The organism is Candidatus Poribacteria bacterium (assembly GCA_021295755.1).
Lineage (GTDB): Bacteria > Poribacteria > WGA-4E > WGA-4E > PCPOR2b > PCPOR2b.
This window is the reverse complement of the sequence record JAGWBT010000099.1, coordinates 1-22133: the sequence shown is the minus strand read 5'-3', so window position 1 is coordinate 22133 and position 22133 is coordinate 1. Positions and strand designations below refer to the sequence as shown.

General features: G+C 46.7%; 21 protein-coding genes. 3 read left to right on the top strand and 18 right to left on the bottom strand.

The features are described from left to right. The 3 genes from J4G02_14645 to J4G02_14635 all read left to right on the top strand — a co-directional run. Positions 1 to 450: hypothetical protein (locus J4G02_14645; protein ID MCE2395813.1), on the top strand; the 450-nt coding region annotated here is incomplete at its 5' end. A gap of 18 nt (positions 451 to 468) precedes the next feature. Then, on the top strand, positions 469 to 1416 hold the full coding sequence (locus tag J4G02_14640; GenBank protein MCE2395812.1) for a D-2-hydroxyacid dehydrogenase: 948 nt from the start codon (positions 469 to 471) through the stop codon (positions 1414 to 1416). A gap of 419 nt (positions 1417 to 1835) precedes the next feature. Continuing rightward, positions 1836 to 2552, top strand: coding sequence for a hypothetical protein (locus tag J4G02_14635; protein ID MCE2395811.1), 717 nt, complete (start codon positions 1836 to 1838; stop codon positions 2550 to 2552). A 154-nt stretch (positions 2553 to 2706) separates the two neighbouring features. Here the strand turns inward: J4G02_14635 and J4G02_14630 are convergent, their stop codons facing one another. The 18 genes from J4G02_14630 to J4G02_14545 form a co-directional block, all read right to left on the bottom strand. Then, entirely contained in the window at positions 2707 to 3645 is a 939-nt protein-coding gene (locus J4G02_14630; protein MCE2395810.1) for a hypothetical protein, read from the bottom strand. A gap of 178 nt (positions 3646 to 3823) precedes the next feature. After that, positions 3824 to 4438, bottom strand: a complete 615-nt coding sequence (locus tag J4G02_14625) for a 4Fe-4S dicluster domain-containing protein (GenBank protein ID MCE2395809.1) — start codon at positions 4436 to 4438, stop codon at positions 3824 to 3826. Between the two features lie 59 nt (positions 4439 to 4497). Beyond that, positions 4498 to 5637, bottom strand: a complete 1140-nt coding sequence (locus J4G02_14620; protein ID MCE2395808.1) for an N-acetyltransferase — start codon at positions 5635 to 5637, stop codon at positions 4498 to 4500. 39 nt (positions 5638 to 5676) lie between these two features. Then, a complete protein-coding gene (locus tag J4G02_14615) occupies positions 5677 to 6882 on the bottom strand; it encodes an aminotransferase class I/II-fold pyridoxal phosphate-dependent enzyme (protein MCE2395807.1) in 1206 nt (401 codons plus the stop codon). Positions 6883 to 6949: 67 nt separating this feature from the next. Further along, positions 6950 to 8275, bottom strand: a complete 1326-nt coding sequence (locus J4G02_14610; protein ID MCE2395806.1) for an MCE family protein — start codon at positions 8273 to 8275, stop codon at positions 6950 to 6952. Positions 8276 to 8323: 48 nt separating this feature from the next. Then, complete coding sequence (locus tag J4G02_14605) at positions 8324 to 9085, bottom strand: ATP-binding cassette domain-containing protein (GenBank protein MCE2395805.1); 762 nt, start codon at positions 9083 to 9085, stop codon at positions 8324 to 8326. 86 nt (positions 9086 to 9171) lie between these two features. Then, complete coding sequence (locus J4G02_14600; GenBank protein MCE2395804.1) at positions 9172 to 9948, bottom strand: ABC transporter permease; 777 nt, start codon at positions 9946 to 9948, stop codon at positions 9172 to 9174. A 204-nt stretch (positions 9949 to 10152) separates the two neighbouring features. Then, positions 10153 to 10764, bottom strand: a complete 612-nt coding sequence (locus J4G02_14595) for a class I SAM-dependent methyltransferase (GenBank protein ID MCE2395803.1) — start codon at positions 10762 to 10764, stop codon at positions 10153 to 10155. After that, positions 10728 to 10979: a hypothetical protein gene (locus J4G02_14590; protein MCE2395802.1), complete on the bottom strand. Its 252-nt coding sequence runs from the start codon at positions 10977 to 10979 to the stop codon at positions 10728 to 10730. The genes J4G02_14595 and J4G02_14590 overlap by 37 nt, the downstream gene beginning before the upstream one ends. 574 nt (positions 10980 to 11553) lie before the next feature. Next, positions 11554 to 11772 (bottom strand): hypothetical protein, encoded by a 219-nt coding sequence (locus J4G02_14585; GenBank protein ID MCE2395801.1) that lies wholly within the window; start codon positions 11770 to 11772, stop codon positions 11554 to 11556. A gap of 138 nt (positions 11773 to 11910) precedes the next feature. Then, positions 11911 to 14046 (bottom strand): insulinase family protein, encoded by a 2136-nt coding sequence (locus tag J4G02_14580; GenBank protein MCE2395800.1) that lies wholly within the window; start codon positions 14044 to 14046, stop codon positions 11911 to 11913. Further along, positions 14043 to 15593: an insulinase family protein gene (locus tag J4G02_14575; GenBank protein ID MCE2395799.1), complete on the bottom strand. Its 1551-nt coding sequence runs from the start codon at positions 15591 to 15593 to the stop codon at positions 14043 to 14045. The genes J4G02_14580 and J4G02_14575 overlap by 4 nt, the downstream gene beginning before the upstream one ends. 99 nt (positions 15594 to 15692) lie before the next feature. Beyond that, positions 15693 to 16265 (bottom strand): FAD-dependent oxidoreductase, encoded by a 573-nt coding sequence (locus J4G02_14570; protein MCE2395798.1) that lies wholly within the window; start codon positions 16263 to 16265, stop codon positions 15693 to 15695. Between the two features lie 230 nt (positions 16266 to 16495). Continuing rightward, the gene (locus tag J4G02_14565) at positions 16496 to 18565 is read right to left on the bottom strand and encodes a VWA domain-containing protein (GenBank protein MCE2395797.1); all 2070 of its coding nucleotides are present in this window, start codon (positions 18563 to 18565) and stop codon (positions 16496 to 16498) included. A 136-nt stretch (positions 18566 to 18701) separates the two neighbouring features. Then, positions 18702 to 19742, bottom strand: coding sequence for a phytanoyl-CoA dioxygenase family protein (locus tag J4G02_14560; GenBank protein MCE2395796.1), 1041 nt, complete (start codon positions 19740 to 19742; stop codon positions 18702 to 18704). A 140-nt stretch (positions 19743 to 19882) separates the two neighbouring features. Next, complete coding sequence (locus J4G02_14555; GenBank protein MCE2395795.1) at positions 19883 to 20557, bottom strand: ABC transporter ATP-binding protein; 675 nt, start codon at positions 20555 to 20557, stop codon at positions 19883 to 19885. Between the two features lie 141 nt (positions 20558 to 20698). Beyond that, positions 20699 to 21847 carry an ABC transporter permease gene (locus J4G02_14550; protein ID MCE2395794.1) on the bottom strand — a complete coding sequence of 383 codons (1149 nt, stop codon included), beginning with the start codon at positions 21845 to 21847 and terminating at the stop codon, positions 20699 to 20701. A gap of 44 nt (positions 21848 to 21891) precedes the next feature. Further along, positions 21892 to 22133: hypothetical protein (locus J4G02_14545; GenBank protein MCE2395793.1), on the bottom strand; the 242-nt coding region annotated here is incomplete at its 5' end.

Here is a 22133-nt window from a genome sequence, read left to right as displayed (position 1 = left end):
TGTCCGAAGCCGATGTGGGCGTTTGGTGCCAAGCATGTGGTCTATCCGGCATACGATGGTCCCGAAGGTGCCGCTGATGATTACTTTACCGGACTGGTCGGTTTGGAGGGAGGGAAAACGATTCAGATCGATTGCTCACGGATGGTACATACCCCTACACCGACTATCATTGAACTTTACGGCAGTACCGGTGCAATCACAGGCGGCGGGATTTCGAGACACAAAGATGGCGAGTTTATCCGCGAGAAGATTGATGAACCGCTAGATATACAGCACAGTGAACCCCCTGAACCCCGCCCTGTTTTCTTTTATGAGATTGAGCATTTCGCAATGGCGATTGCTGGCGAAGTTGAGCCGGATGTTTCTGCTGCAGATGCCTATATGTTCATGACAATCCTTGATGCCCTTTACGATAGCGCGAAAGCAGGTGTGAAGGTTTCAATTGAGTAGACCCAACAGGAGGCTATGATGTCTAAACGCAAGGTGTTAATGTCAAGACGTGAAGATCCCGAAGTTGAAGCCATACTTAAAGATGCACCATCAGAGGTAGATATTCAGTTCCTAGCGCCGGGTGAGGCATTGGACGATCACCTCCCAGATGCCGAGATTATTTACGGCGGGATCCGTGAAGCAGATCTTCCCAAAGCCAAAGCTTTACGCTGGGTGCAGCAACCTTCAGCAGGCGTTGAAGGTACGATGTATCCTGCCTTCAAGGCAAGCGATGTAATTTTGACCAACTGTCAGAAACTGTATGGCTTACAAATTTCTGAGCACGCCTTCGCACTTCTGCTCTCCCTGACGCGTAGCATTCCGGCACAACTGGAATTCATGAAGGAGAAACACTGGGAGCGCGTCCCGTGCATTGAATTGGCGGGGATGACCATGGGAATTTTGGGGCTTGGTGGCATCGGTCGAGCGATTGCAGCGCGGGCAAAGGCGTTTGAGTTTAAGGTCATCGCAGTTGATTCGGAGCCGATGGAGAAACCGGATTGTGTCGATGAACTGGGCAGACTGGATTGGCTTTCGGAGTTTATGACACAGTCCAATGTCGTGATGGTCTGTTGTCCAAGTACTCCTCAAACTCACAAACTTCTATCGCACGAGCAGTTTAATCTTTTACCGGATGGAAGCTATCTTGTCAATGTTAGCCGAGGTAAAGTGATTGATGAAGATGCGATGATTGCAGCACTCCGCAGCGGCAAACTCGCTGGAGCGGGGTTAGATGTTACTTACACCGAACCGTGTCCGGCGGATAGCCCGCTATGGACAGAACCAAATGTGGTTTTGACCTCCCATAGTGCAGGGGCATCGCAGCATATGCGTTCTCGTGCCATGCGCCTGTTCGTTGATAATCTGCACCGCTACATCAAAGGTGAATCGTTGGTCAACCTCGTGGATAAACAGAAGGGGTATTAAATGGGTAAGCTCATTGGTTCATTAGTTCATTATGCTATACACACATCGACCCGCTAGGGCTTTGTAGGTCGGGCAAGTCGCTTTGGATCCCGATTTATCGGGGATGCCCGACCTACGGGGCTCATGCTGAAAGAAAATGCAAAACGCTAACAGAAACCGAGACAGAAAGGAACAACGATCGTTGTTCCCTACGGTTTGTGCTGTACGATTTCTTAACATGAGACGCTAGCAAAATAGTGATAGCTTTTACGATAGAATCATGCTATAATCACCCGCCATAGAATCGCAGATTTTGTAGGGCTTCGCGGATGATTCATCAGCGTGCCTCTATGGAATTTAGGTTTTCATGCGAATAGCCCCTTTAACAACTATAAAGCCGTCACTACAGAATTGACGGGGTAAGAGAGGAGTTTTCTATTATGCGATGTGTCTTTGTTGGTATTGAATATGCTGGAAAATCGACCATAATCAAGCTGCTAGACGCTTATTATCGGCAGCGCAGACTACCTGTCCACGGAGACGACCATTTCACCCTTCCGGATGCCTCTTTGAGTGCAGAATCACGAGCGTTGATGGTTAATTTTCCCGATGACGTTAAAGAACGCTCACAACGGATGCAGATTCAGTACCATGTTGAAGTCATCAAGAATTATCCGAACACCTTAATTGCAGGCTGGCATATTGAGGAAGCGGTTTACTCAGACATGTACGGCGATGATCCGGATAGTCCCTATTATAAGAATTACTCGTACAGGGCACAACGGATTTACGAAGCACAAGTATTTGAAGCCCGTTTGCCCAATGTGGTTATGATTCATGTAACCGCTAGTGATGAAGCAATTCGGGAACGGATGCATGCAGAGCCACACGAGTATCAAATTATTAAGGAGGGAGATATAGCGGAGGTCAAACAGCGTTTCGAGAAGGAGATCGAAAAGTCGCTCTTTACTCAGAATGGACGTAAGATTGTGGTTGACACCACAGGCAAAACACCTCAAGAATCCTTGGACGACCTGCTGATGCTTTCTGAACCCTTGATTACCCAAGAAGAGTTGGCTATCCGTGCTATACCCGTCCCTGAAGGAGATTATGAGGTTCGGTACGAAAACGGTGTGCGAAAGATGGTTCCGGTATAATAACGCGATTCGCCACCTTTCAACCGTCTCGCCATTTCGTATAGATTTTTGATCTCACCTTCAACACGGCGGACAGGAACAAGGATTGGAAGGAAGGAAAAAGGACTTTTTCTTTCCTTCCTCTTCTTCCCCCTCCAAACTTTAAACGCCGCAATTATTGACCTCCACGAATTTCGCTTTCCTGTTCCTCGCTCACCCCTACCCCAAACTGTTTCGTCTCGTCGACAATTCGGCGCGCTTCCTCCATCCGCTCATGGGCCTCTGGCTTTGTGGGACTGTATCGAGCAAACTTGACCCAATCGCAGTTAGCGAAAAACTGCTGCACTAGATCTTTTGGGATATCTTCGGGCTGCAAACGGTCAAGTAGCTCTTGTGTGGTCAGTTCAAGCGCAGGGATATGATATCGTGCCGCGATATACTGACGGATAACATGAGAGATTTCAGTGTGGTATGCTCTCATTTCACCCTGTGCAACCCAATTCATTCCTTCTATCCGATTCAGTTGTTCATAAGCGATTTCGTGAGGTTGACGTTGGGGCAGTACTTCGGGCTGTAGATTCACGGGTTTAGCCCGCCTGCGTAGATAAAAAAAGATAGTCGCTCCGATGGCAATAATCGCCATAAGTGCTGCTAAAATGTAAAGGAACCAATTCGGGGGCACGGACCAAGGGCCCTTGATCCCTTTCATCTTGGTGGCACCGGCGGGCTTGATAAACCGGACCTCAAACAGGTAAGCAGGTGTCTGGATACTTCCGCTGTCTCCATCAGCGCTGGTATATTTAATTGTGATGGGAGGAAGGCTGTGTTTACCGATAGCGAAGGCGCGTAGTGGGTAGATTACTTCATAGTGTGTTTTACCTGTCGGTGGGCTTTCGGATTCGATTTGTTTCACCTGAGGCTTATCTGCTTCTAGATTCTCATGCTCGCTAAGATCTATGGGATCTAAGTAGATAGGCAAGTTCTTATCGGCTTCGATTCGCAGCCGCAACCGAATCCTATCCCCAATTGTAATATTGGCCGGGTCAAAGTCATGTGAGAGGATACGAATGGCTTCTTGAGCGGATACTCCACCCAAGGGCAAGAGCAATAACATGGAAGCAGCGATGAACCAGAGAACTCGTAAAGAAAAAGACTGGAAGACTGGAGGGTTAGGCTGGGGCAATAACAGGAAGAACCGTAGATCCATTTTCAGTTTGGAGATTGATAACGTAACAATCTGTGAGGGTTCAGGCTATACCGATTCTGCATTCAAAAAAATCTCACACTCGCTGTTAGTCTTTTTGGGCTTCTGTATATTCCTGAAGTGGTCGAACAACAATAGATTTTGGAGCTGTTGGGCATTGATACTGGCACACGCCACAGCCAATACAGCCAGCAGCAAGGACTTCGATTCGTCTTTCGGGATCGAGCCGAATTGCCTTTTCGCCAATTGGACAGCTATCAACACATTCGCGGCAATCAACCCCGTTGGAGCGCAGACAGATGTCATAGTTGACTTCGGCTAAACCGATCTGGATCTCATGGACCGATAACTGCTGCAAAGCGCCGCTTGGGCAGACTTGCATACATTCGAGTGAATCACAGACAACACACGGTTGATCACCTGGATTGATGTAGGGTGTCTCTGCTAGATCGGGCTGGTCGCTCAGCAAGGACTGAATGGCATCTGCGGGGCAACTGTCGACACAGTTTCCACACCGCAAACAGGTTTCCAAAAACATTGATTCCGGGAGTGCACCAGGTGGTCGTAACAGGGCTTTCTCGGCGGGGAGATGTGGCCCAATCTGCGTATCTAAGTACTCAGCGACCGGCTGAACGAGCCTTGTAAATGCTTCCTGGAAGAATGTACGCCTACCGTGGGGCCTTCCATCGTCGGATTCTGCCATTTGATCTAGCCCTTTCGTTCTACTACTGATACCAAAACCGCATTTTTTGAGTAAGAATATTATGACAGTGGATACTCATAGATGCGGTAGCGTTTATACAGCGTCGCTCCCATGTTTTCAGCCGCCCGATTCATCAATATATTGTCTTCCAAAATCCACGACATCTCCCCTCGCCGATACCCCTTTGCAACGCCGATTTTATAAACTTCATAGTACATCAGCGCGTCAATTCCCTGTTGCCGATAGTTCTCCTTAATCCCAAACGTTAGCACACGAGCAGTGTCAATTTTACGTTTGTGCCAGAGAAGCTTCAGGAGTCCGAACGGAAACAGACGACCGTTGACGTGCTGTAGCGCAACATAAAAATCGGGTAACGCGAGGATAAAAGCGACAGTTTCCTCTTCAATTTCGGCGAAGAGCAGCAAATCGGGATCAATAATCTGTATCAACTCCTGTGCCATGTAATCGATCTCTCGGTCCGTCATTGGGATAAAGCCCCAATTTTTCTCCCATGCAGAGTTATAGATCTCCTTGACTCGCTGAATTTCCTGATGAATTTGTTTCTTGACAAGGGGACGTATTGTGATTTTTTTGCGTTTTTTGATCCATTGCACTGTGCGCTCAAGACGTTCCGGCACCTGCACATCATCGGTTATTTCGTAAGCGAACAGATCCTTTGCCTTCTTAAAACCAAAGCCTTCGATGAGATTAGGGTAGTAGGGCGGATTGTAGGACATCAGAATCACAGGTGGGGAATCGAAGCCCTCGACAAGTAACCCGCAATCGTCATTTGTCGAGTAGTTCACGGGACCGCGCATTACTTCGAGTTTGCGTTCTCGCAACCATTGGGCAGCATGGGAAAACAGCGCCGCAGCAACTTCTGAATCTTCGATTGACTCAAAGAATCCGAAGAACCCTACTTGGTCTTCGTGAAAGTCGATATGAGCATCATTTTTAATGGCGACAATGCGCCCTACAACACGCCCTTCACGTCGAGCGATCAGAAATTCGGCTTCGGCATGGTCAAAGAAGGGATATCGGGATTTATCAAGTCGCTTCTTGAGATCGCTGCGTAACGGAGGGACCCACTGGGGGTCGTTACGATAGATTGTCCACGGCAGGTTGATAAACGCTTTTAGATCGGCTGGGGATTGGACAGGAGACACATCAACTTCAGGGGATTGTCTACTGGAACGCATTTTGTGAAGATCCACCTATTTTTTTGGATAATCCAGCTTTTAGATCAGCCCCAACTTCCTGCCCACTTTATCAAATTGCTCAAGGACAAAGTCGAGTTGTTCATCGGTATGGCTTGCCATATAACTGGTGCGCAAGCGGGAACCACCGGGAGGCACAGCCGGACTGACAACGGGATTGGTGAAAACACCTGCATCGAATAAGTGTTTCCATAACATGAAGGTATTGATATCGTCGCCAACAATCACTGGCACAACGGGGGTTTGCGTATCCCCGATGTCATATCCCATCAATTGGAGACCTTCCTGCATTTTTCGTGCATTTTCCCACAGTCGTTTGCGTCGTTCCGGTTCTGCCTTGATGATTTCCAGAGCGGCATGGACTGTTGCGACCGCTGATGGCGGCATACTTGCGCTGAAAAGGAAGGTGTTTGCATGGTGTTTTAAGTAATCAACGACGGCGGCTTCTGCAGCGATAAATCCACCGATACATGCGAAAGATTTGCTAAACGTTCCCATAATCAGATCGATATCATCTTCAACACCAAAGTGCTCAGCGGCACCTGCACCGGTTGGGCCAAGTACACCAACCCCGTGCGCATCGTCAACCATCAGACGGCACTGGTATTTCTGAGCTGCGTCTATGATGCCGGGCAGGTCCCCGATATCGCCTTCCATACTGTAAATCCCTTCAACGACAACCAGTTTGCCTCTATCAGGATCAGCATTTTTCAATTTGTTGTTCAGATCGTCCAAGTCGTTGTGTCGGAACCTTGTCATCTCTCCCCAGGAGAGGCGGCACCCATCAACAACACACGCGTGGCTCAACGAATCAATGAAAGCGATGTTCCTGCGTCCCACAAGGGTATCGATAACGCCAAGATTGACCTGAAATCCAGTGCTAAAAACCAATGCAGCTTCTTTGTGGACAAATTCTGCGAGTGCTTCTTCAAGCGCAATATGGATATCAAGGGTGCCGTTCAGAAATCGGCTGCCTGTGCAGCCAGAGCCGTATTTTCGCCCAGCTACCTCAGCAGCTTCAAGGACTTTCGGATGATGTGTCAACCCAAGATAATTATTCGATCCAATCATCACCTTCCTCTCACCATTGATCATGACCTCTGTATCTGCAGAAGATTCGATTGGAATGAAATACGGATAAATTTCTGCCTCGAGCACTGCTTTATATTCTTGTCCCCGCTTGCTTCTGCCATAGCTAAAATCATAGCATTTTTCGAATAGATCCATTCATTGGTTCTCCCGATGTCTTAGGCGTTGAACATAAAAATAATGAGTGCGCTTATCTCCAAATATCCTAAAACAGACTGAATCCTACATACTTTTTGGGATGTGCTTCAATATCCGCAGCCAGTACCTTGAGGTTATAAATTAGTTTTGAAAGCTCTTCAGCAGTTTTCTTATCGTTGGCCAGTTTACTCAGGGAGCCTTCTCCGGTGTTAATTTTCACGAGCACGGTTTCTAACTGTTTCGTCATTGCCGTTAGATGATTGAACAGCTCAGCTCCTGATGTCAGTTTGTCCAGCGTGTTTCCGGGTGTATTCAGTTTGTCGGTGAGTTGGGCAATTGATTCGGTAGAGGTTGTAATAGATTCTGCCAAAGACGGATCCGAAACGAGCTTGCCAACTGTACCTTCACCCGATTGCGCCTGATCGATTAACTGTTCTACCTTTTGGGAGGTTACGACAGATTGATCATACAGATCGGGACGATTGATGATTCTGGCTGCCGTTCCTTCACCGCTCTCGATTTTCTGGATGAGCGCATCGGCGGAGCCGATCAGTGCATCAAGTCGATTGAAACGCGCTTCAAGACTTTCGAGACTTTCCAAGATGCGTTCTGCTCGATTAAAGAGGGCAGGGTCAGTATTCAGTTTTCCTAACGTGCCTTCGCCTTGAACTGCTTGTTGCCCCCACTTTGCTGCCCAAGCGGTGCTTTGCGTGACATTTTCAGCAATCTCTTTCTTGGAGAGGAGCTGGGGAAGCAGACCGTCCCCTTCGTTTAACTCTCCAACGAACTCAGAGACATTGTTTGTCGCCTGATCCAGATTTGCGTAGAGCGCTGCATCCGATAGCAATTTTGCAAAGGTCCCATCGCCAGATTGCAGTCGGTGCACAAGGCTTTCAAATCGGGTTAAGGAACTATTCATATTTTCACTCACCACAATTGCATGATTTAGCAGGCTGGACATTTCGGTTGGGACCGTTCCTCTTAACGCGGCACCTTCAGATACCGGGGTGCCTTGGGGTGTGCCTAGTGAGATGTCGACATATCGGCTTTGAGTAAAACCGACCGATTTGATTTGAACGATTGAATCACTCTTGATTCGTTGCGCGGCTTGTTGATTTAGATTCAACTGGATCTGTACTTTTTCCACGTCATCTTGGCGAACGAATTCAACTGTCTTGACCGTTCCAACCTCAACTCCCGCTAAACGGACCACGTCCCCCGATTTTAATCCAGATGCGGAATCAATAACGGTTTGCACAGTAAAGCGATTTTGAACTGCCTTTAAGCCATTGGCAGCAAAAAGGGCAAGCCACAGCAAGGTGACGCCACAAATCAGTGAGAAAATTCCGACGCGTAATTGTGACCACGTGACCTGTGATCTTTGTAATCGCATGGCTATTACCTCCATAAAAATACGACAACCCGTTACACTACAAACTTGTTACAAACGCACATAATCGGTTGTTCGATAAGACCGACTCGGCGGCTGAATGAAGCGTTGAATATAGGGGTCTTTTGCTTCCATCAATTCATCGGCAGTTCCTTCAAAGATAATTTCGCCCTCGTATAGAAAAACGAAATGGTTGGAGATTTGAAACGCTGCAGAGAGTTGATGGGTAACAAGCACTGAAGTCATACGTTGCTGAATCTGTTGCTTTTGGACGAGATCACAGATTAGACCTCGTGCAATTGGATCCAAGCCACTAGAGGGTTCATCGTACAGGATAACCTCAGGATAAGAGGCGAGTGCCCGGGCAATGGCGATTCGCATCTGCATCCCGCCGCTGCATTGATCGATCGAGAGATCTGCTGCACCGTGTAAGTCAACCATCTCCAGTAATTTCTCTGCTTCTTCCCTCATGTTTGAAACCGGCATTGCGCCCTGTTCATAAAATGGGAAGGCAACGTTTTCCCAAACCGTGAGTGAATCAAAGAGGGCACCGTGTTGAAACACGATAGCCATTTTGCTCCGCATCTGCTGCTGCTTGGTCTTTGGAAGTGCGGCTAGGTTTTGTCCATCGATCCAGATTTCACCACTTGTCGGTTCATACAACCCCGCTATGATGCGAAGGAGGGTTGTCTTTCCAGATCCACTCGTCCCAATAATAGCGGTCACCTTGGCAGTTGGAATGTCAAAAGTGATGTTTTTGAGGATATGTTGTGCATCGCTAGAGAAGAAGTTAATGTTCTTGAGTGCAATCATAGAAAATTTGTGTCGAAACAGAGTGGAAAACGCTATCTGTGGCAAATGAAAGTGTCAACTGATTTTCCGCATAAAATGAATTGGCGCTAAAATGCATGAACAATTGTTGTCATGATAGAATTAGAGATCAGAATGAGAAGTACGCAAGCAACTGCCGCCTGCGATGCGGCGGCCCGAACCCCTGCGGTGCCTCCCTGAATACGTAGCCCGTAGTAGCAAGCAATTGAAACAACAATAAAACCAAATACAGTTGATTTGGTTAGCCCCCAGAGAACATCGCCGGGAGTGATGCTGCTCAAGGATTGATTTAGGAAAAACGATAGACTCATTGCGCCCGAAAGCTGCGCAACCAAAGCTCCTGTAAGGATTGCCGCAATACCGTTGACAGTCGCCAACGCGGGAAACATAAGCGTCCCAGCAGCGATACGTGGGGTAACTAACTTCCGAAAAGGATCTACTCCCATCGTCACCAAGGCATCAATTTGCTGGCTTACCTGCATTGCGCCTAACTCGGCGGCAGCGGACGAACACACACGGGTCGAGACAATCATCGCCGTGAAGACGGGTCCCGAACCACGTATAATCGAAAGCCCTGTCAACTTTCCCAACAACACGTTTGCCCCGAAGGTACGTAGTTCTACGAGCGTTTCCAATGTGATCAAGGCTCCAATGCACCCTCCCGCGATAAGTACAATAGGAATCGAACCAACCCCCATGATGTCCATGTGATCGAAGAAATCGTTCCAATATCGAGGTTTTCTGTATAAGCTCCTTGCAACATTCGCCATGAAAATTACAAATTCCTGTATTTCGATAACTCGTAATTTCAGCCAGTTATTGATGGACTGTACAATATGTTTCATGATAGGTGGCACGTGATGCGTATTGCCCTATACTCTTTACGGATTTAACGACCAGTCATGCAGATTGGAGAATTTCAATAGGTCAGGGGTTAGTAGCGTATCAATCGAGTATCCGTTGTCACATCATCGGTGAGAAATTAAGCGTTCAAGAGCCATAGGGGCAGGCTGCGAAAGGGAAACTGGGTAAATTTTTACGTTTCAAGCCTAGACATTGTGTTGAAACAGGAGTCTGGCATAAACTATATTCTTTTTAAAAAAAAGTGGATCCGTTCTTTTTCTATAATAATTATAAAGCTGTAGGGTCTTCTTCATCTGCTTCCGAAAAAAGACTTTAATGAACCAGCTCTTTACAGGTGCTATTGATGATATAAATTGATTTAACATTTTTACACTTGGCTCGACATAACGCTCCATCGATTCATATATGAAATTGATAGTTGGAAGTATGTTTGGGGTTATATCAACATTTTCGATTAATAACAGGCTGTGCTTCTCGGCAGTTTTTGCATAATCCGCAATGGTATTGGGAACCTCTGTAAATTCGCTATCACTATCTTTTCTAAACATCCCCGAAACAAGTAAATATCCTTCAGGCGACAAAAGTGTAGTGCATTGGCGGAATCCGATTTCAGTTGGGAAATAGTTCTGAGATTCACTCATGAGGATCAGATCGAATTTGTCATCAATGTCGAGGTCTTCAAATTTTGTCTGCAGGAAGGTTAATTGTGAGAGAAGATTCTCAAAATATTTCGCATGATTACTATCGGGTGAAATAGCGGTTACATCATATTCCAATTTTGCGAGCGCTCTCGACACATCTCCAATTCCACATCCAACATCCATATGAGTATATCTGTATATTTTTGCTGTGCATTTCGCAAGCAGTCAAGCGTTAGTTTTGCACCTTCTTCTTTTAGCTTTCCGCGTTCCTCCCAATATCCATAATGCAATGAGGTCAACTTTAAGATTTCTGTGCAAAAAAAAAGCTCCAAATCTAGTCCATCAAATTCGGTGATGTTCTGCTTACTCATACGATTCTCCGCCTTAGGTTCTTTGCGATTTCAACAAATCCAGATAAGATCCAATGCGAATGGTTGCCAAACGAAATCGATTTGGTTGACCAATCACAAGCAATTTGGATACCATAGCCACTCATGCCGAAAGAGAACGCAAAGGACGTAAAACGTGATGAGTGAAATCCCGTTTCGAGGGTCCCGATCTATCGGGACGTGAACACCACTTGTTCATTGTTGTCCAACCCGCAGAACTCATACAAAAAGGTAGCACACAGTGCTAAGAGAAGCCAAGTTTTTTGGCAAACGCTTTTTCCGGACAACCTTGCTTGCTCTTGATATGCACAATAGCCTCAAAGGGGGCATCGTGATCGCGAAGCAGCTGTTGAAACTATGTCACACTGTCGTTGCAAAAATGCTACACCATTAAATAAGTGTGGTTCAGACCTTCTGGGTTCAACGCGATGACTTCGAGGCGGCACCATCATAGTCACTCCAACCTCTCAATAGTAGCGGTAACATCGTCGAAGTGATACTCTTCGTCTCCAATTGTACGCACACTGCTATATCCGATTATCGGTGCATCCACGTTCTAATTGTCTGACGCCGCGAGGATGGTCTGAGCTTCCTTGAGTTCAGAATCTCTTACTTTCCGCGTTACTCCTCGAGTGGGTTGTAGGTGAGGATGCATCCCGCCGGCATCGTCCTTGAATAGAGCAGCAGAAATTCCTTCGGCGTCCAACATTGACCTGACGATATTTGCTTCAGTCTCAGATGGAAATATGTGAAGTATAACAAGATCATCTGACATTGGCTAGCTCCTTTATGGATTTGGTTTCCTACAATCCTCATGTCGCTGGATAAGATCCGTACCGTCTTGATTCACGCCTCAACCACCATTGTCATTGTAAGGCACTATTGAAATTGACTCATTACGGACATTGCTAAATTATTTCTCGAATAACGATTCATCCACCTCGGCGTTAATCGTGGCTTCGCTGAACGTGATCTCAGCAGATTGCTCACCATTATCGAACGAAACAGTATGAAAGGCAATCATCACGCCGGAAACTTCTCGATAATCGTCCAAGAACTCCTCTCGCTCCGCAGGTCCCTGATCCGTTAGCGACTGATACTCTTTTTTAATAATATATTTTGTTTCTTGGTCAATAAAGAGTTTAAGGGTATCCGCCGGCGTATCGCTGATTAGAATGACATCTGCCATTTTACCGTTTACATCTTCTGCACCAAGATATTGAGCAGACACCTCCTCATTAGAAACATAGGCTAGCAGGGGAATACTGTCTCGAAAAATTTCTTTTTTCCCTTCTTCAACATAAGCTGGAGGAAGGGGTTGAACCCCTTGAGGCATCACCATCCACCCAGATTGACCATCATAAATTCGACTCATCCGCATACCCATTGCCGGCATACTTAGATCTGCCCGCGCTTTGTTCGGTAATACTATCGTTACCTCCCCATCAAGCTCCATCATTCCACCGGGCGTATTCACAACCATTTTCCCTTTGGTAATGATGTTTTTCACCGACTTCAGTTTATCAAGCCCACCGTGCGCTTCAATAACATCGGCGAGAATTGCTTTGGCTTTTGTAACATCCGCTTCACCCGCTTCGGGAACAGGTTCAGGAGAGGGTAGTGGAATGGTAATATCGACTTCTGTGACATCTCCAAGCGTATTCAACGGTTTATCAAAATCGCTGGCTTTACCAACAGCGATGAGGGTGAACTTATCGGGGTGCAGGTATTCAGCAGCAACACGCTTGACATCTGCTTTTGTGACTTCTCGAATCCCCGCCATGAGTTGCTCAACGAAATCCTGTGGATAGTCATGGTATTCATACCGGAGCGCACGAGACAGAATTTCTCCCTTGGTATCGTAGTCAAACACAGAAGAATTCATGAAACCATCAATTGCTTGTTTTAACTCCTCGTCGGTGACCTCTTCGGCCCGCATCTTTTCAACTTCGACCAGAATCGCTTCGATTGCTGTTACGGTGGCTTCCGATTTGGTTCCACATGCAATGAAAAAGACACCGGGAACATCGTAACCCGCGCCGTAATTGTTTCCAACAGAATATGCCAGCCCTTTTTCAACTCGGATGCTGTTTATCAATCGGCTGGAAAACCCAATCCCCAGAATTTGGGACATCACGACCAGGGCAGGATAGTCTTCATTCTTACGCAACCAGCCAATGTGTCCCATACGGATATTGGTTTGGTTCACGTCATCCTTGTTGACTAGCGCGACTCTCTTCCCATACATTTCGGGAATTTTCGGTTTTTCAGGCAGGTCGATTTCCGCAGGTTCCCATCCCTTGAAAGCCTCCTGAATCTTTGTCAGCATAGTTTCGGAGTCGAAGTCTCCAAGCACACCTAAAATGATGTTGTTCGGGCGGAAAAATTTCTGATAGAACGCTACGAGGTCATCACGGGTGATACTGTTGATCGTATCATACTCGGTTGTGCGTGCATACGGACTGTCTGCACCGTAGATGAGTTTACTGAATTCTCGCCTCGTGATTCCTCCCGGATTATCATTTCGCCGCGCAATGCCGCTGCGATGTTGCACCTTTTCTAACTCGATTTTATCCTCTCGGAACGCAGGATTCATGAGAATATCCGCGAGTATGGATAGCCCTGTATCAAGGTCTTCCTTCAACACTGACACGGACGCTGAGCCGGCATCGTCACCGATGCCCGTTTCAACGGACGCTGCTAAATTCTCCAGAATTTCATCAAGCTCATCTCCGGTTTTACTTGTAGTGCCACCTGTTCGCATGACTGCCCCGGTGATCGCTGCCAGCCCAACTTTGTCCGCGGGTTCGTAGAGTGAACCGGTGCGGATCCGCACAGAAATATCAATAATTGGCAGTTCATGGTCTTCTAGGAGATAAACAATCATCCCATTATCTAATTCAAACCGATCAGGAACGGGTGGCTGCGGTTGATTTAGGGGTGGATAAACGAGCCCTTCATGGGGCTTGTTTTGTGCATCTCCAGTAGCAGTAATCAAAAGGATCAGGGCAAAACTCCCTATTAGCCAATATAAGGGGTACTTTTTCACTGACTTTCCTCCTTTTCGTCATCGTCTGTCGATGTTACAATCTCTCCCACGGATCTGTTGGCATCCACAAAATATTCGTTTGCAACCCGTTTAATGTCTTCGCTCGTGACCTTTTCAATCCGTTCAAGTGACTTAAACAATTCCCGCCAGTCGCCCAGAAGGAATTCGGCGCTGCATAACATCCCAGCTAATCCGCTGTTAGAACGAAGCGAACGAATCAATCCGGCTTTTGCAAGCGTTTTGACTTTCTTCAGTTCCGCCTCCGAAACCAACTCCGTTTTAAGAATTTCAATTTCAGCCAAGATCATCTCTTCGTTTTTGGCGTTGGTGTGGCCTTGTGCGGGGAATGAATAGAAGAGGAAAAGATTGGAGTATTTGTCGCCCGGAAATCCCGGGAAGGCACCGGCAGAGATGGAGATTTTCTCGTCCCGAATTAATTTTTTGTAAAGACGTGATGTTCGGCCCGAAGCCAAGATATCCGTTATTGCGCCAAAAACAGCGTTGTCTGGATGTCTGACTTCCGGTTTGTGGTAGGCAAGAGCGATGAATGGCTGCGTCTGTTCTACAATTTTGATGCGTCGTTCCCCTAGCTGTTTTGGCTCGGCAGTTTCAACGCGAGGTGGATTTGGGCGAGCAGGCATTCTACCAAAGTATTTTTCCGCCATCTGGATAACTTCATCCGCATTTACATCACCAATAATTGCAGCGACCATATTGCCGGGGGTATAGTGTTCCTTAAAAAACTGAAGGGCTTCTGCTCGCGTTGTTGTATTAATATCCGACATGTGACCGATGATTGGATGACCGTAGGGATGCGCTAGATATGACAGTCCTTGGAGTTCTTCAATCAACCTACCGATTGGACTGCTCTCAGTTCTCATCCGTCGTTCTTCTTTAATGACATCTTTTTCCTTGAAAAACTCTCGCATCACGGGATCAATAAATCGCTCCGATTCGAGTGCCATCCACAACTCAATCCTATTTGAAGGCAGGCTATAAAAATACGCAGTCCAATCAGCGGAAGTACCGGCATTGACACCGACAGCTCCTTCCTGCTCTAAGATCTTCGTATATTCTTCGCCATCGGAGTATCGAGAGGCTTCCTCTTGAAGCTGCTTAAATTCCGCTTCTAATTCACCTAGTTTTTCTGCATCCGCATGATTTCCTTTTGCCCATTGGGCTCTGAGTTGGTCAAACACATCATCCATTTTGTCCATAAGCGCCTTCTCTTCATCATACCCTTTTGTTCCGAGGGTCGTTGTTCCTTTAAACGCCATGTGTTCAAAGACATGGGCAATTCCAGTATTTCCATATACTTCGTCAGCACTACCGACGTTGACATAGATATATCCGGAAAACACCGGCGCATCATGCCGTTCAAGGATGATGAACTTCATGTCGTTAGCCAAAACATGTTCCCTGATTTTTTGTTCGACATCTTCAAATCCGGCTGCATATAAGGTCGCTGTACACAAAGCAAACAGTAAACAAACGAAGCAGCACAGTCTCTGTTGAATCTCAGTTACAATCATTCTGGACCATTGCATTCCAGCTCTCCTTAAGATATTGTGAAAACTTTTCCGCTCTAAAAAAAAGCCCAGAGACAATGTCTCTGAGCATCTTAGTTACCGACGAGTTGCCGTGTCTTACTCGTCATCTCCATTTTCTTTAACAACATCAAAATCGTGAAAATCCCTACCGATTTCGCTCGAGATAATGCTTAATGCTGCTGCGGCCCCTTCGCCGGCGGAAATAATCGCTTGTGTTCGCTGACCGCGAGTCAACCACCCAATAACATAGAGATTCTCAATGGCTGTCTTACCCTCTCGATCGGCAACGATAGCATCATCATTATCGCTATCAATATCAAGTCCAAGTGTTTCGGCTAACGCTTCTTCCAAACCGGTTGCAACGATAAGATATTTTCCCTGATGCTTATCGCCCGCCGCAGTACTCAATGAAAATTCAGCACCACCAGTTTCAATCTCGGTTACTTCGACATCAAGAATTTTGCCGCCAAATCCTTCGACCTGTTTACGCGAAACCTCTTGAAACTCAGTTCCGGTTATCTGAGGAATGCCCAAGTAGTTGTAAAGCATTGCGTCATGCATCAAAGTTTTATTTTGACCAAAAACGGTTACATTCATGTCGTTTTTGGCTAGGAAGAGTGCGGCACTTAAACCGCCGGGACCATCACCAATAATTAGAACATCTGCCATCGCATTTTTCCTTATAGTATAGTTTTGGAATTAAGCGTTAATCGCGTTTACACACAAGCTCAGAGTAGAATTTATCTTTAACCATTTTTGCTAAAATTGTTTGAAAACCGCCAACTGATTTTAGCACACCTCATTCGGAAATGCAAGCACTAAATTGCTTCGATATAGATCATCCGATTGCTTGTTGTAGCAATGTTCGGCGCTATAGAATTGATATAATAAAGTAGAACCTATTGGTACGGATATGTTTGAGAATGGTGTTTCGGCATCGGGAAAAACCGACCGCCGGTTTGTTTGGTTAATTTCCATTGTAAGTCGCCTTTTCCCGGCACGCCGATGACATACGCTCGCACTCCTAATGATTGGCAAAGTGTTATCGCACGCTCCGGTGGGACAGTGCCGGTGGTTGGCTCATCGGTTAACACAAGGATAAAGCGACGGGAATCGCGGCGAAAGCGAAATTGTGGCAGCCCTCTCACAATGGCATCCGTAAGATGTTCATCTCCGCCGAAGGGGAGTGTCATTAGGTCTCGTATGCCGGTTTCCTTGATCGGCATCTGGATGACATCTTCGCCATCAACCGATTTGATTGCATCCTTTGCCTCTGCGAAGCGGATGAGTCCGATCTGATAGTCGATTGGCAAAAGATTCAATCTTCCAATAAGGGCGCTGATACCTAGCATTAATGCTTCAGACTTACCGCCCATGCTACGACTATAATCGAGCATGATGACGATGTCTACTATTGGGTGTGCAGTAGCTTCAGGATGACCACCGAGATAGATATTGAGTTTCGCCCCTTCTTTCCGAATTGTATAGACTCGTCCACTCCCATGATCGGTGATTACCCATACCTCGCCTGGCGACCTTACCAAGGTGGTAGCGCTTTCGGTAGGTTTCCCAGTGCCAGAAAGGATAGCATTGTGTTTTTGAAACTCTCGACGCAGTTTTTTGGTGAGAAAGTGTCCGTGATCATCGAAGGCTGCTTGGAACTCAAGCCCAACGCTGAATAACAGTGCGCCTGCATTTCGACGAATATCGATGGCAATTGTACGGAAGATGTGAACAAGACCTCCCTTGCTAGTAGGTGAAGCCCGCAAACTAGTGCTCTGTCTGACCCCGCCGGGAATTTCTTGCCATAGCCCACCGGTTTCTTCCGCAAGACGCATCTGATATTTCTCCGTGTGTCCAAGCACATTGACATGTAATTCATATAACTGACAGGTATCGATAACCTTCTGACGCACTTCATCAAGGCTAAAACCCATTCCTAACTGGGTCGTGGCCGGCTCGTCGGTTACCAGTACCAGAAATTTATCGGCATCTGAACGAAATTCCATGGAATTGAAGGTGTCCATTATTGCATCGAGTGCGTGCTCATCTCCACTCAATCGGATGTTTCTCATCTGATGTCGAAGCATCCCGACATCTGGCACAAGTGGACGACGTTTCAGTATCTGTCCCTCCTGCCTAACACTAAATTCAGTCATACCAAGAAAATATTCAAGATTAATCTCGTCGAACGCATTGGTCATACTGAACAGATTGTCCGCAACCTGCTGAATGTTATCTCGCATACTCCCACTTGTATCAAGCACAAAAACGACATCAACCTGATCCTTCATGCGTGTAGCAATGATATGGTCAGCGATGCGACGCAAAGCCTCAGCAAAGGGACTATCGGAGGCGCTATCACTCGTGGCTGATCCATACCCCTGACCTGTACCACGCTGACCGGGCCGATCGCCAACAGTTCCGATATCGGACGTGCCAGTAGATTCCAGTGCATGGATGCCGTCCTTACCGCTGCCTTTGGCTCGCTGCCGATGGCTTCTCACACCTTCTCCGTCGCTTACTTGAAAGCGCGTCGAAACCTCTTCACTAATCTGTGTTTCACGGCTATTGAGTCGTTCTGAGACTGTTGTAACATCGGGAAGTTGGTCTTGGGGGTTGTGTTGATTGGGGGTTGCACTGTGAAGCAAGGGCTGTGCTGATGGCTGGAGAGTCTCACTAATCCGATTTGCGGAGGTTGTCAGTTCGATCGTTTGGGGTTGGTGGGCAATTGATGATTGAACCTGTCGTGGGGCCCTGATCCGTTTCGGTAGTGGCGGTTTAAGCGTTTCTCGGCGTGATTTGAGGAGATCTTTCTCATCGAGCAGTTGAATCTCTACCAAATCTTCAAATCCTTCTCCATCCTGCTGATAATATATGAACGTCCATGTGATAGCGATGCAGAGATAGATAATCAACGAAATAAGTAAGGCATGGATTGATCTGCGGCGACGGCTTTGATATATCATGATCCCGTCCCTTTAACTGCATTTAAACTACCCTCTGTTTCACACGGCATATTTTTGAACAGCAAAAACTGGTCTAAAGGCTATTAATCAGCAACATTGTTCAAGATATCGATGCTCGACGATGATAGCATAGTGGCTAATCTGAGGCGTTCATCTGTTCAACCAGTTCTTTCACCCGCTTAGATACATCGCAATCCACCTTCCCGTTCGGACCTTCTATACGCATGGTTTCCCATACTTTTTCATACACCCCTGTTTTTACAACTAGTTCATCTAAGCATTTAAAAATCTCACCGAAGTATTTCGAGGACTCAACCATAGGGGTGTGAGATTCCCAATTCGTTTGGGTGCCTTTACGCTGATACCTGAAATCGCTAGAAATCCTCACTTTGTCAGAAGCATTTGCCACGCCGGTATGCATCATCAATGGATGGAAAATAAGGACATCTCCGAGTTGGTAATCGGATCGAAGCCAGACGCGAACTGTATCCTTGGGCTTTGTTTTACCGGCAACAACGACACCTCCTTCTTCTCGCCAAGCTTTGGCTTGCCCTGGATTTTCAGCGACCCCAAGATAATCTTTGCCCTTCCACCAAACCTCATGTAAACCCTCTTTGTGTGAATCACGCTCAATCGCCAGCCCACCAATGAAAGCATCAATGTCCATTAGCGGAATCCAGACGGTGCAAAATTCCACAGGGCGAAAGAAATAGTAGTCTTGATGGGGCGGTGTTGTAAAAGAGAACTTGGGGCCATCTGCGACCTGCATACTCTTTTCACCACTGAGCATTAGTCGGAGTCTGCCCTTGTTATCCGCCCAGCAGAAAACCTCTCCACCCAGTACTCGTTCCAACACTTCGATGAGTTCAGGTGCGACAGACAGCGCTTCGAGTATACCCAGATCAACGACAGCTTTTGTAACCGTTCCGTCGGGTGAAAACTCATTCGCTTCGGGCCATTTTCCCGACCAAATCGGATCTGAGTTAACGGCTTTATCAACAAATCCATGCGCTTTCAGTACGTCAACGATGTTATCTCTGACTGTCTCTACCCGTTCCTTATCAAGCAGATCTCTAAAGAAGAGATAGCCGTTCTCGGCAAATTGTGCCGTCAAGGTGTCAGCACTGTCAATGTAAGGATCTGTTTCCTTGAAGGGAACAAATTTTGATGTAGACATGGGTTATCTCCTCTTATTTCCTATCTCACCACGCTGGTAAATCTACTCAGAGAAGTCGCGATTCGGAGATCGCTCCTACTAATGGACACCAAGATGGCCCAATAACCATAATGTTTGCCAATGAAGTCATGACAATCGCACTACACAGACAAAATCTTTCCATCTTTCATCTGAATCACCCGATCCGCATCCTTCTTTAAGCCCTCGTGATGGGTTACGATTGCGATCGTGGTTTGGTGTTCTTGGCGCAGCTCCCGAACAAGATTCATCAGATTCGCACCCTGCCGGCTATCAAGATTCGCGGTAGGTTCATCGGCAAAGATGATTTTGGGCTTGTTGGCCAGAGCACGCGCAAAGGAGACGCGCTGCTTTTCGCCGCCTGAAAGCTGTGCGGGTCGATGGTGTAAACGTTGTTCCAACCCAACCTGAGTGAGAAGTTCCGCCGCACGCTTTTCCGCATCGTTACCTTTCATACCAACAATATCCATGGCGACCATCACATTTTCCACCGCTGTTAAATACGGGATAAGGTTGAATAGCTGAAACACAAAGCCGATTTTCTCGCTGCGAAGTTGGGACAGGTCGTGATTTTGGTAGTCAATCTGTTCTCTATCAATCCAAACATCACCTTCGCTCGGTGTAAGGATACAACCGAGTAGACTGATTAGCGTCGTCTTACCACAACCACTGTCGCCCATGAACATCACCAATTCGCTCTCTTCAATGGCGATATCAACTTGATCAACAGCTACAACCCTCGCATCTCCCTCACCAAAATATTTTGTTAATCCTTTCCCTTCAACAACGATCCCCATCAGGTTCCTCCCTATTTCCCTTAGCAATTTCTGTACCGCCTCCCCTGAAGATGGAACAGAGAAAAGCGACAGTTGATGCTCAATCCAAATCGAAAATTTGTATAAGAAGTTTACTCACCTTTCGCGCTTCACTTCCGCAGATTAGACCTCTCCCCTAAATGCGACCATTGGGTCAACGCTGATTGCTTTTCGCGCAGCGAGGTAACCACCGGCGCAACACACAACAAAACTGATCAGCGCGACAATGCCTGATTCGACCGGGTGAATGGAGACGAAGATTGGCGCAGCGACAGCAAAGATGTACGACAAAATCAGTCCACAAATCACACCTACCACCGACATCAGAACAACCTGCTTAATTATCAGCGACGAAATGTAAAAATTGGACGCACCGATCGCTTTAAGGACACCGATCTCTTGCGTTTTTTCGAGCGTTGTGACATAGGTGATCATTCCGACGATAAGTCCTGCGGCAATCCAGAGCATTACTCGCAGAAATTGAACAGCTTTCATCGGTTCATCTACATAGGTAGCAATAATATCGCGAAGTGTTTGTTTAAGGGTGCGTACATCAATTGTTTTGAGTTGTTCATCAAAGCTTTCGAGTTCTTTCGCGGCTTTTTCAGGCGTATATCCCTCCGCTGCTTGGGCTATCATCATATTGACGTGAAGTGAATTTTTAAGCAGCACTTCCTGTGCAGTCCGAAGATCCATAAACAGCAGCGGCGTGTCGAGAACAAACATCAGGCTCTTTGCCTTTCCAACCACTTTAAGCTCTTTGTTCCCGATCAAAATCCGTTCCCCGATTTCGAGATTCATCTTTTCATCGACGACGACCTCACGCGGTGGAATATCCGCTTCCGCCCATCCCTCATACTGACTGGCAGTCACCAGTCGCCCCTCGGTTAACTCAAACTGCGTCGGTCCCCCCAATTTATCCGCCTTGTATCCCACAACAACCGCTTTGCCAAGTTTTCCACGAATTACAGGTCGCGCATGTGCGAAAACGAGTGGTGACACCGATTTTGGCTTCAAGGGCTGTGCGCCGTCGAGATAAGCAAGGTGTTCTGGAACAAGCAGTGAAAAACCGATAAATGCGCTGCCCGAGCCTTCTGCGGAGATCCAAATGTCTGCTCCTGTGAATTTAGGATACTGCTGCGCTTGGATGCGCATACCATTCATGATTCCCCCTAACATTAGAATAAGGGCGATTAGCACGGTGATGCCAATCGTGGTCAAGATGACCCTCGCCTTGCGATAAGTCATATCTTTCAGAAATATATTGTTCAATTTTTATTCTCCTTTCCACGCTCGTCTGCGCGTAGAGGGACACATTATGAGATCTTGCGATGCCATGAAACAATTGAAACAGTACGATAGAATGAAGTATTATCCACTTGAATCAACTGTTTGTTATTGTTATCGAACCGGATATTAGGTGCATCACCATTATTGGGAGAGCAAAGATTATACCATTGATTAAACAGATGATTAGGCAATTGACATACTCCCAAACCTAAAGGATTGGGATTCTCCCCCGTTCCTTTAAGAATTAGAATTGCGCTATCAACAAGGA

Bases quoted from the DNA above. Each gene is read 5' to 3' on its own strand.
- J4G02_14640 (MCE2395812.1), top strand. From the start codon at position 469: ATGTCTAAACGCAAGGTGTTAATGTCAAGACGTGAAGATCCCGAAGTT.
- J4G02_14635 (MCE2395811.1), top strand. From the start codon at position 1,836: ATGCGATGTGTCTTTGTTGGTATTGAATATGCTGGAAAATCGACCATA.
- J4G02_14630 (MCE2395810.1), bottom strand. From the start codon at position 3,645: ATGTTATTGCTCTTGCCCTTGGGTGGAGTATCCGCTCAAGAAGCCATT.
- J4G02_14625 (MCE2395809.1), bottom strand. From the start codon at position 4,438: ATGGCAGAATCCGACGATGGAAGGCCCCACGGTAGGCGTACATTCTTC.
- J4G02_14620 (MCE2395808.1), bottom strand. From the start codon at position 5,637: ATGCGTTCCAGTAGACAATCCCCTGAAGTTGATGTGTCTCCTGTCCAA.
- J4G02_14615 (MCE2395807.1), bottom strand. From the start codon at position 6,882: ATGGATCTATTCGAAAAATGCTATGATTTTAGCTATGGCAGAAGCAAG.
- J4G02_14610 (MCE2395806.1), bottom strand. From the start codon at position 8,275: ATGCGATTACAAAGATCACAGGTCACGTGGTCACAATTACGCGTCGGA.
- J4G02_14605 (MCE2395805.1), bottom strand. From the start codon at position 9,085: ATGATTGCACTCAAGAACATTAACTTCTTCTCTAGCGATGCACAACAT.
- J4G02_14600 (MCE2395804.1), bottom strand. From the start codon at position 9,948: ATGAAACATATTGTACAGTCCATCAATAACTGGCTGAAATTACGAGTT.
- J4G02_14590 (MCE2395802.1), bottom strand. From the start codon at position 10,979: ATGAGTAAGCAGAACATCACCGAATTTGATGGACTAGATTTGGAGCTT.
- J4G02_14585 (MCE2395801.1), bottom strand. From the start codon at position 11,772: ATGTCAGATGATCTTGTTATACTTCACATATTTCCATCTGAGACTGAA.
- J4G02_14575 (MCE2395799.1), bottom strand. From the start codon at position 15,593: ATGCAATGGTCCAGAATGATTGTAACTGAGATTCAACAGAGACTGTGC.
- J4G02_14570 (MCE2395798.1), bottom strand. From the start codon at position 16,265: ATGGCAGATGTTCTAATTATTGGTGATGGTCCCGGCGGTTTAAGTGCC.
- J4G02_14565 (MCE2395797.1), bottom strand. From the start codon at position 18,565: ATGATATATCAAAGCCGTCGCCGCAGATCAATCCATGCCTTACTTATT.
- J4G02_14560 (MCE2395796.1), bottom strand. From the start codon at position 19,742: ATGTCTACATCAAAATTTGTTCCCTTCAAGGAAACAGATCCTTACATT.
- J4G02_14555 (MCE2395795.1), bottom strand. From the start codon at position 20,557: ATGGGGATCGTTGTTGAAGGGAAAGGATTAACAAAATATTTTGGTGAG.